At 60.2% G+C, this 9,936-nt stretch carries 6 protein-coding genes; all 6 read right to left on the reverse strand.

Going from position 1 to position 9,936, the window contains the following annotated elements; all coding sequences use genetic code 11:
* Positions 1–88 precede the first annotated feature (88 nt).
* Complete coding sequence (locus HCF10_RS05730; RefSeq protein WP_131698891.1) at positions 89–511, reverse strand: chemotaxis protein CheY; 423 nt, start codon at positions 509–511, stop codon at positions 89–91.
* Positions 512–645: 134 nt separating this feature from the next.
* The gene (locus tag HCF10_RS05735) at positions 646–4,260 is read right to left on the reverse strand and encodes a transporter substrate-binding domain-containing protein (RefSeq protein ID WP_167655031.1); all 3,615 of its coding nucleotides are present in this window, start codon (positions 4,258–4,260) and stop codon (positions 646–648) included.
* 1 nt (position 4,261) lies between these two features.
* Positions 4,262–4,891 carry a response regulator transcription factor gene (locus tag HCF10_RS05740; protein WP_131698893.1) on the reverse strand — a complete coding sequence of 210 codons (630 nt, stop codon included), beginning with the start codon at positions 4,889–4,891 and terminating at the stop codon, positions 4,262–4,264.
* 268 nt (positions 4,892–5,159) lie between these two features.
* Positions 5,160–5,876 (reverse strand): MgtC/SapB family protein, encoded by a 717-nt coding sequence (locus HCF10_RS05745; RefSeq protein WP_131699973.1) that lies wholly within the window; start codon positions 5,874–5,876, stop codon positions 5,160–5,162.
* A gap of 16 nt (positions 5,877–5,892) precedes the next feature.
* Entirely contained in the window at positions 5,893–8,598 is a 2,706-nt protein-coding gene (gene mgtA / locus HCF10_RS05750) for a magnesium-translocating P-type ATPase (RefSeq protein ID WP_167655032.1), read from the reverse strand.
* Positions 8,599–9,195: 597 nt separating this feature from the next.
* The gene (locus tag HCF10_RS05755; protein ID WP_065926228.1) at positions 9,196–9,540 is read right to left on the reverse strand and encodes an FKBP-type peptidyl-prolyl cis-trans isomerase; all 345 of its coding nucleotides are present in this window, start codon (positions 9,538–9,540) and stop codon (positions 9,196–9,198) included.
* Positions 9,541–9,936 lie beyond the last annotated feature (396 nt).

Raw genomic sequence — 9,936 nt, forward strand, 5'->3', positions numbered from 1 at the left:
TGCAGTCAAGAGTCCTTTTCGGATTCGACGGTGTTTCGGAGCGGGGCCAGCGCTCGACCAGCCCCAAGGGTATTGCGCGGAAGTGGGACTAAGCCCCGGCCACCGGTGCGCGGGATAACTCGCGCAGCCACGGCAACACCCGCAGGCCGGCAGTGGCCGCGGGTGGGTCGATGATGTCCATGAAATGTTCGAGATTGACGTTGTCCGGCACTCCGGGCAGCCGCACCAGCACCGCCGGCGTTACGCCGGGGGGTGCGCCGATATCCAGGTGATCGTAGACCAATACATGGCGCACCTGGGGCTGAGGCCCACAGGCATGGGCCGTCAGTCCCGCATTGATGATCAGCACATCGAAGGGTTCGGCCGGGATGGCGGTGAGAATCTGGATTTCTTCGAAGGTTTGCACCGGCACGATCCGGTGGTACCCCAACTGATTGAGCATTTTTTCGATGTACAACCGTTGCAGGTGTTGTTCATCAGCAATCAGGATGGTCAGTGCTTTGTTCGGCATGGCAAACCCCTGGGCAGGCAGCGCTCGTCAGTGAGCGAGGCCCATTGTCCAGACATATCCCGAAGACAAAATCAGGCATGTTCCCCCTTCGTGTAGGAGTTCTCCCAAATCAACCGAATGGCCAACTCCCGCAGTCAAGCCTGATTGCCGTAGCGGCTCAAGCTGTGATGCAACTGTTCGATAGCCACGCCCATCGCCTCTACCGCAGCGCCCGCTGCATCGCTGTCACGCCGCTCACACACGCTCTCCAATGTTTCGCAGCACGTGATCAACACCTGGGCCTTGACCATACGCGCGCCCCCTTTGACGCGATGAGCCAGGTCATGGAGCCTGGCGAAATCAGCCGGCGATTTCAGGCGCGGCAACAGCGCACGGTCTTCTTCGAGGCTACTGAGCAACGGCGTCAGCAGCTCGTTGAGGGCATCCTTATCGCCCTGCGTCAGCACGATCAGTGAACTTAAATCAAACGCCACTTCCACTTCATCCGTTAGCGCACCAGCGGTCCGTGATGCCAGGGCCAGGCGCAGGTCCTCAAGCCCGGTCGGCTTGAACAGGCAACCGTCCATGCCTGCTTGCCGGCAGCGTTCGGCTTCCTGCGACAAGGCATTGGCGGTGAACCCGAGGATCAGGCACGGCGCCAGCCCACGCTGGCGTTCCTGTGCGCGAATATCACGCGCCAACGCGTAACCGTCTTTGAAGGGCATATTGCAATCGGTGATCACGCCGTCAAAATGCCCGACCTGCCACAGTGAAAATCCTTGGGCGCCGTCCTCGGCCAAAGTGATGCGATGCCCCAGGAAACTCAGCTGTCGCGCCAGTAACAAGCGGTTGGCCGGGTAGTCATCCACCACCAGAATGTTCAACCCGCGTGCTGGCGGAATGTGCGGGACCGGGACACTGACCGGCGCCGCCGTTGTCAGCGCCAGCGTCAATGTCACATCCACCCGCGTGCCCTTACCCAGCACACTGCTCAAGTGCAATTGACCGCCCATCATCTCGCACAGGTTACGACTGATCACCAACCCCAGGCCCGATCCGCTTCGCGCTGGCTGTTCGTTGTTGCTGCCCTGAATAAACGGGTTGAACAAACGCTGCTGATCTTCGGCACTGATGCCAATACCCGTGTCCTCCACCCACAACCGCAGGTGCAACTGGTCGTCGGTCAACACCGGCGCCCCCCGGGCACCCAGGCGCACCTGGCCGGAGGTGGTGAACTTGATCGCGTTACCCAACACATTGGACACCACCTGCTTGAAGCGCAGCGGATCAACCAGCACCGGCCAATCGATCAATGGGTCGAGCTCCACCTGCAACACCAGGCCCTTGTCCCGCGCCAGCCCCTCGAACACCCGAGCCACTGAGGCCAGCAGTTCGTACAGATTGGCCGGTTCCAGGCTCAGGGACAGGTGGCCGGATTCGATTCGCGCAATGTCGAGAATATCGCCGATCAACTCCAGCATGCTCCGGGACGCCACCGACGCAACCTCCAGCGCATCGCGGTCAGCCACGCCCTGCTCGGCATTCTTCAGGGCCAGTTCGATCATGCCGATCACCGCATTCATGGGAGTGCGAATCTCGTGGCTCATGGTCGCCAGGAAGGTGGTCTTGGCACGGTTTGCGGCGTCGGCCTCGTCCTTGGCTTCCTGCAACTGCCCCAGCAAGCGCTGGCGCTCGCTGACATCCACCCAGCCGGCGATCATACCCACGACGCTGCCATTGCTATCACGGTACGGGAGCATCCATTGGTAGATGGTCAACACCTCGCCGCCGGGCGCCTTGAGCACACGGTCATGAACCTGCGGCTCGCCCAACTCCATCAAACGCAAATAATCGGCATGGAACGACTGGGCCTGGGGCGGGTTACCCGTGTCGGTTTCCACCACGGTCTTACCGATGACGTCTTCCAACTTGAAGCCGAACACATCCAGGTAGGCGTTATTGCAGGCCATCAGGCGGCCCAGGCGATCGCGCACATAGATCGGGTGCGGCGTGCCATCGATCAGCACGCTCATAAAACGCATCTGGTCGCTCAAGGCACGCTCGGCCTGGGCGCGCTTGCGAATCAGGCTGCGCAGGTAGAACACCCATCCCAGCGTGACCAGCAGCAGCAGCGCGGCCAAGCCAAACCCCTGGAGGATGATGTTGCGGTGACGCATCCAATAGTTGTCTTCGATGATGATCTCGCTGCGCCAATGGTTGGTCAGCTCGTCCATTTCTTCAGGGGTAATGCTCAACAAGGCCTTGTCGAGGATCGAGTACAGCTCCAGTTGGCTGCGGTTGACCCCGAAGGTAATGCGAGCTGGCTCACTCCCGACTGTGCTGGTGATGCGCAGGCGCTTGCGGTAATTGCGGGCGATCATGTAGCGCGCGCTGATCAGTGAAACCGCCGTCGCATCGACGCTGCCCTTGGCCACCAATTCCATGGCCTGCTCTGGGTTCTCCACATCGACAAACCCGATGTTTGGGTAGTCCCGGCTGATTTGCGCGGCCAGGCTGTTGCCGCGAATAATCGCCATGCGCTTGCCGGGCATATCTTCCAGGGTCACCAGATGCTCATCGTCGGCGCGTACCACCAATACGTAGGGGCTGGACAAATAAGGTCGGGTAAACCGGATTTTTTCGGACCGCTCGTCACTTGGGGTGACGACCGCCAGCATGTCCACGCGACCGACACTGGCCTGGTCAATTTGCTGAGGCAGCGAACTGCCCCGCTCCACATCAAATTTCAAGCCTGTGCGCAAACTGATGCGCGACAGCACCTCGGAGCTCAACCCTTCGAATTGCGCGTGTTCGTTGAAAAAAGACAACGGCACAAACTTGTCGAGCACCGCCACTTTCACTCGTGGGTGCTTCTCCAGCCAGCGCTGCTCACGTTCGCTCAAACGCAGTTGCTCGGCCTCCAGGAATCCGCTGCCGCCGGCACTCCAACGGCGCAGGATTTCCATCTGCTGGTTGGCCGGAACGGCGGCCAGCGCGGTATTGATGATGCCCAACAGGCGGGTATTGTCCTTGGCGAATGCGAACCCGAACGGGTTGACCTCCAACGCGGAAAAATTCGCCATACGCACGTTATTAAGATGGTTCTTGTTGATCAGGTAGCGGGTGCTGATGGCGTCACCCAGGTACACATCCGCCTGGCCGAACGCAACGGCACCAATGGCTTCGAAGGTCGAGGCAAACAAGAGCAATTGCGCATCGGGGTAAAAGGCCTGGACAGCCTCGGGCTGCATGTAGTGATAGAGCATCGCCACGCGCTTGCCCGCAAGGTCAGCCTTCAGCGCATGGTTCTCCCCTGCGCGCGTCACCAGCGCGGGTTGGTCATTGGCGTAGGAACGGGACAGCACCAGCTTCGGGTCGGCTGCCTCAAACCCATTGGCCGACCCCACAAAATCCACTGCGCCGGCCTTGAGGGCATCGATTACCTCATCGCGGGTGTCATAGCGCTTCACGTCGATCGTGATATTCAGCGCCTGGGCGACCAACGCCGCATAATCTGCCGTGATGCCTTCAAGCTCCTCGTTGTTGCTCAGGTCAAAGGGCGCGTAGTCGGGAGCCGACACCCCCATCGACAGCGTGCGGCGCTCGCGCAACCAGCGCCAGTCGGCTTCGTCCAATACCAGGGAAGGGTTCTCAAGGGTGGAGTGGCCCAGAAGTTTCAGATCGTGCGGTTCCTCCAAGGCCATCACCACCCAGGGCAACAGCCCCATCAGCAGGATGGCCGCGCATTTCACCCGCCGGGAGGTGATCATTTCAGATCAGATGATTGCGCTGGGCAAACTTGGACAGATGCACCACCGACGACATACTCAACTTCTCCTTGAGCCGCGTCTTGTAGGTGCTGATGGTCTTGTGGCTCAACAGCATGTCCTCGGCAATTTCCTTGTTGCCCAGGCCCAGGGCCAGCTTTTGCAGGACGGTCAATTCGCGATCGGATAGCGCCCCCACCAACTCCTGCTCGGTCGATTGCAGGTCGTCGCGACGCACCGAACTGGTGGGCAGGCTGGGGAAGCAACTGTAGCCGGACCTGATCGCCCTGATCGCCTTTTGCAGCTCATCCAGTTCACCGGTCTTGGCGACAAACCCCATCGCCCCGGCGCGCATGCAACGAGTGGAAAAGAACACCGCCAGATACGAGGTCAGCACCAGGATCCTGCAGGGCAACTCCAGCGCCTTGATCCGGCTGATCACCTCCAACCCACCGAGCTTGGGCATCGCCAGGTCGAGAACGACCAGGTCCGGACGTTCTTCGCGAGCAATCTGCATGGCGTCAGCGCCATTACCCGCTTCGTAGATGGTATCGAAGCCTTCCTGCTTCAACAGATACTTCACGGTGGCGCGTATAAAAGGGTGATCATCCACGATTAAAGCTTTGTTGCTCATAAGACTCCCCTGGGAAGATCAGTACGCTTACATATCACGCGAGACCTCACTACCTGTGAAAAGTAACAGTTCCGACAAGCGGTACTGAATACTCCGTACAACACCTCAGGCAGTAAGGCCCCTCCTTTTGCAAAACACAGTAAACATGTGCAGCCACGCCTTGATTCCTGAACAGGCGCAAGCGCGCAACCTTAGCAACCGCGTGCTTTTTCCAATGAAGGGATAATCTCGACTAAATGTAGGACCTTTCCTCAGAGTCCTCCAGGAGCTACTCGGTGGTGCTGGGGCTCCAGAAGGCCTGTACCACCAGGGTCGACCTGGAAATTCGCGCCACCAGGGCGTCCAACTCGTCACCATCTACCGAGGTCACTGCCAGTGTGGCTTCGATTTCAACCTCCTCGGCGCCGAACGGTCGTACATCGACATCGCTGGCCGGGTAGTTACAGCGCGCCAGTTCAGCTTCCAGCAACGCCAATACCGCGGTTTGCTGGGTACGCCGGGCAATCACATAGAGGATGTTGGTGACCTCCGCCGACACCACATCCAGCGGTTGGCGGTTGATGTTATTGACGATGGGCCGCAGCAGCGTATTGGCCGCCAGCACAAACAGCGTGCCCAGCAACGCTTCGAGGACCAGGTCGGCCCCCGCGCATGCCCCCACCGCCGCCGACGCCCAGAGCGTGGCGGCGGTGTTGAGACCGCGCACATTGCCTTCCTCGCGCATGATCACACCGGCCCCCAGAAAGCCGATGCCCGACACCACATACGCCACCACCCGCACCGCGCCTTCCGCACCGCCGAGGCGGTTGGCCATGTCGACAAAAATCGCCGCCCCCACCGCCACCAGTACGTTGGTGCGCAGGCCCGCCGTGCGTTGGCGGTACTGGCGTTCGAAGCCGATCAGGCCACCGAGGATAAACGCGGCGGTAAGGCTGACCAGGGTGTCGATCAGGGCGTTGAGGTTGATGTTGTTGATTGCTTGCATGGGAAACCGTCCCTGTTCATTGCCAGCCAAATTTACGGATGTAGTAGCCCTTCACCGCCTGGGTCAGCGCCATGTACGCCAGCAGGATCACCGGCAGGAACACAAAGTACAGCGACGGCAGCGCCTGCAATTTGAAGTAATGCGCCAGCGGCCCCATCGGCAGGAAGATCCCCACGGCCATGATCACGCCGGTCATCACCATCAACGGCATCGCCGCGCGACTTTGCAGGAAGGGGATTTTCGGGGTACGGATCATGTGTACGATCAACGTCTGGGTCAGCAGGCCCACAACGAACCAGCCGGACTGGAACAGGGTCTGGTGGTCAGGCGTATTGGCATCGAAGACGTACCACATGAGTGCGAACGTGGTGATGTCGAAGATCGAACTGATCGGCCCGAAAAACAGCATGAACCGCCCCACGTCCCCCGGCTGCCAGCGTTGTGGTTTGGCGAGCATGTCCTCGTCGACGTTATCGAACGGGATCGCGATCTGCGAAATGTCATACAGCAGGTTTTGCACCAGCAGGTGCATCGGCAGCATTGGCAGGAACGGGATAAACGCACTGGCCACCAACACCGAGAACACGTTGCCGAAGTTGGAGCTGGCCGTCATCTTGATGTACTTGAGCATATTGGCGAAGGTGCGCCGGCCCTCCAGCACGCCCTCCTCCAGGATCATCAGGCTCTTTTCCAACAGGATGATGTCGGCGGCTTCCTTGGCGATGTCCACCGCGCTGTCCACCGAGATACCAATGTCGGCCGTACGCAGCGCCGGCGCGTCATTGATGCCGTCGCCCATAAAGCCCACCACATGCCCGTTGGCCTTGAGCAGACGCACGATGCGCTCCTTGTGGCTTGGCGTCAGGCGGGCGAACACATTGGTGGTTTCCACGGCCTTGGCCAGCTCGGCGTCGGTCATGTCCTCGATGTCGTTGCCCATCAACAGGCCCTGTTGCTCCAGGCCCACTTCGCGGCAGATTTTGGCGGTGACCAGCTCGTTGTCGCCGGTCAGCACCTTGACCGCCACACCATGGGCTTTCAGCGCCTTGAGAGCGGGCGCGGTGCTTTCCTTGGGTGGATCGAGGAAGGCGACGTAACCGATCAGCGTGAGGTTGTTTTCATCCGCCAGGCTGTAGGTATCGCGCCCCGGCATCATGGGTTGCGCGGCCACCGCCACCACCCGCAGGCCTTCTTCGTTGAACGCGGCAGTGACCTGGCGAATGCGCGCCAGCAAGTCGTCGGTCAGCGCTTCGTTGACCTCGCCATGGCGCACGCTGTTGCACACCGAGAGGATCTCCTCCACCGCGCCTTTGCAGATCAGCAAATGCGGTTGGCCCTGCTCCGCCACCACCACCGACATGCGACGGCGGTTGAAGTCGAACGGGATCTCATCGATCTTCTGGAACGCGGTGCCGACCTTCAGCTCGCGATGCACCTCCACATGCTCCAGCACCGCCACATCCAGCAGGTTTTTCAGGCCGGTCTGGTAGTAGCTGTTGAGGTAAGCCATCTCCAGCACATCGTCAGACTCTTCGCCCCACACGTCCACGTGACGCGCCAGGAAAATCCGGTCCTGGGTCAGGGTGCCGGTCTTGTCGGTGCACAGCACATCCATCGCGCCAAAGTTCTGGATCGCATCCAGGCGCTTGACGATAACCTTCTTGCGCGACAGGAATACCGCGCCCTTGGCCAGCGTGGATGTGACAATCATCGGCAGCATTTCCGGGGTCAGGCCCACGGCAATCGACAGCGCGAACAGCAGCGCTTCGGTCCAGTCGCCCTTGGTGAAACCGTTGATGAACAACACCAGCGGCGCCATCACGAACATAAAGCGGATCAGCAGCCAGCTGACCTTGTTGACGCCCTGCTGGAACGAGGTGGTTGCACGGTCGGTGGCAGTCACGCGTTGGGCCAGCGCACCGAAATAGGTGCTGTTGCCGGTGGTCAAAATCACCGCCGTCGCGGCGCCGGACACCACGTTCGTGCCCATGAACAGGATGTTCTCCAGGTCCAGCGGGTTGCGGGTGCTGGCGTCCTGCTGCTGGGCGAACTTCTCCACCGGCATCGACTCACCGGTCATCGCCGCCTGGCTGACGAACAGGTCCTTGGCACTGAGCACGCGGCAGTCGGCGGGGATCATGTCACCGGCCGAGAGCACGATCAGGTCACCTGGCACCAACTGCTTGATCGGCAATTCGACGCGCTTGGCATCATCCCGGCGCAGCACCGTGGCGGTGTTGCTCACCATGGCTTTCAAGGCATCGGCGGCCTTGTTGGACTTGGCCTCCTGCCAGAAGCGCAGCAGGGTCGAGAGCACCACCATGGAGAAAATCACCGTGGCGGCCTTCATGTCTTCGGTCAGCCAGGAAATCACCGCCAGCAAGGTCAGCAGCAGGTTGAACGGATTTTTATAGCAGTGCCACAGGTGCACCCACCACGGCAGCGGCTGCTCGTGCTCGACTTCATTGAGGCCGTATTGCACGCGCAGGGCGTCGGCTTCCAGGCTGTTCAAGCCCTCGGTATGGCTGCCCAACGTACCGAGCAATTGCACGGCACTGCTATTGGCCGCGACCACCAGGGTTTGCGCCAGAGTGGGCGGCACTTCGCGGCTGACGCTGGCATCGGTCACGGTTTCGAGCATCGCCAGGCGGCGGAAATGCCGGGCGATATGCCGGGTCCGCAAGAAGCCGGCGAAGAACTCTTTCAACAGAGTGAGGTTCATGGTGTGTTACTCCTGCGCGAGGAAAAAACCGTCGTGCAGGTACTGCCTGTCCCACCGCGCCCGTTTCATAGGCACAGTCAGCCCGGCCCGCCCGCCGTAAAAGGCAGGCGCGTCCGTAGCATCCCGAGGTTAACCGGGTGCTGGTCAGCGTCGATGAGAGGGATCGGACAACAGCCAGGACTGGCCGCTGCCGGGATGCCGCTTCTCGCTAGGTGGCGAGACAACGGCATCGAAAAAATGCGCGTTATCTTGCCAAGTATGTGCCGGTTACCGAGACCGGCCGACAACTGTCACTCGAACAAGTACCCACTGAGGGTCTCCGCTATTGATGAAAACGCGCGAAGCTTACGCCCCGACTTAAGGAGAGTAAACCGTAGGAAAGTTTCCATATGGTGAATAAGAAGATTCTTCAGGGAGGGTTCAGGAACCCCAATCTTGGAGCCGCCGATGCTTGAATGTGAGGTGGCAGGTTCGCCAAATCCCGTAGCTGCCGAGCGCAAGCGAGGCTGCGTCAACGGTTCGTCTGGCACACCGCGAACACAGCCTCGCTTGCGCTCGGCAACTGCCTACGAGCCGGTGGGTCAAGTTTTTGCGAGATTAATCATCCCGCGTCAGCACTTCCAACAACTCAATCTCAAAGCGCAGATTGCTGTTGGGCTTGATATGCGCGCCCATCGACCGCTCGCCATACGCCAGGTGCGCCGGCACAAACAACCTGCGCACCCCGCCGACCTGCATGCCCATCAATCCCTGGTCCCAGCCCTTGATCACCCGCCCGGTGCCGATCACACACTGGAACGGCTTGCCCCGCTCCCAGGACGAATCGAAGACCGTACCGTCTTCCAAGGTGCCGGTGTATTGGGTGGTGATCAGTGCGCCCTTGACCACGGCTTTGCCGGTGCCTGGGCGGGTGTCGGTGATCTGGAGTTCGTCGGGGCTCATGGGGTTCTCGCTGAAGGCGTAAAGGCTGGGGTTTTCCCAGAATCGGTGGTGTTTGGCAAGTGTAGGAACAGTCGCAGCCGTGACATTTCCCTTTAACTTGCAGGACGTTTCCGAGAGAATCCCAAGCGCTTGCGCCGCTCAAATCACGTGGCTAGTCTTCGGCGGTCACTGCCAATTCAGTGACTCGGGGTTTGGTAGACCACGAGTGATTAGGCGCTAAGCGCCCCCTTCTGCAAGGCGCTTTTTTTCGGCCCTGCGTTATGGTGGCCGTGCGCAGGGCACCTTCGGGTGCACCGGGTCCTAATCACCGGTCTACCAATCTGCGTACGGTCACCACCCTAAACATCGTTTGGTAGCGATGGTGGTGACATTCCAATTTAGATTAGGAGTTGAACC

The organism is Pseudomonas sp. B14(2022) (genome assembly GCF_012030485.1).
GTDB lineage: Bacteria > Pseudomonadota > Gammaproteobacteria > Pseudomonadales > Pseudomonadaceae > Aquipseudomonas.

Excerpts from the sequence above, each read along its gene's own strand:
- HCF10_RS05730 (WP_131698891.1), bottom strand. The coding sequence starts at position 511 with ATGCCGAACAAAGCACTGACCATCCTGATTGCTGATGAACAACACCTG.
- HCF10_RS05735 (WP_167655031.1), bottom strand. The coding sequence starts at position 4,260 with ATGATCACCTCCCGGCGGGTGAAATGCGCGGCCATCCTGCTGATGGGG.
- HCF10_RS05740 (WP_131698893.1), bottom strand. The coding sequence starts at position 4,891 with ATGAGCAACAAAGCTTTAATCGTGGATGATCACCCTTTTATACGCGCC.
- HCF10_RS05745 (WP_131699973.1), bottom strand. The coding sequence starts at position 5,876 with ATGCAAGCAATCAACAACATCAACCTCAACGCCCTGATCGACACCCTG.
- mgtA (WP_167655032.1), bottom strand. The coding sequence starts at position 8,598 with ATGAACCTCACTCTGTTGAAAGAGTTCTTCGCCGGCTTCTTGCGGACC.
- HCF10_RS05755 (WP_065926228.1), bottom strand. The coding sequence starts at position 9,540 with ATGAGCCCCGACGAACTCCAGATCACCGACACCCGCCCAGGCACCGGC.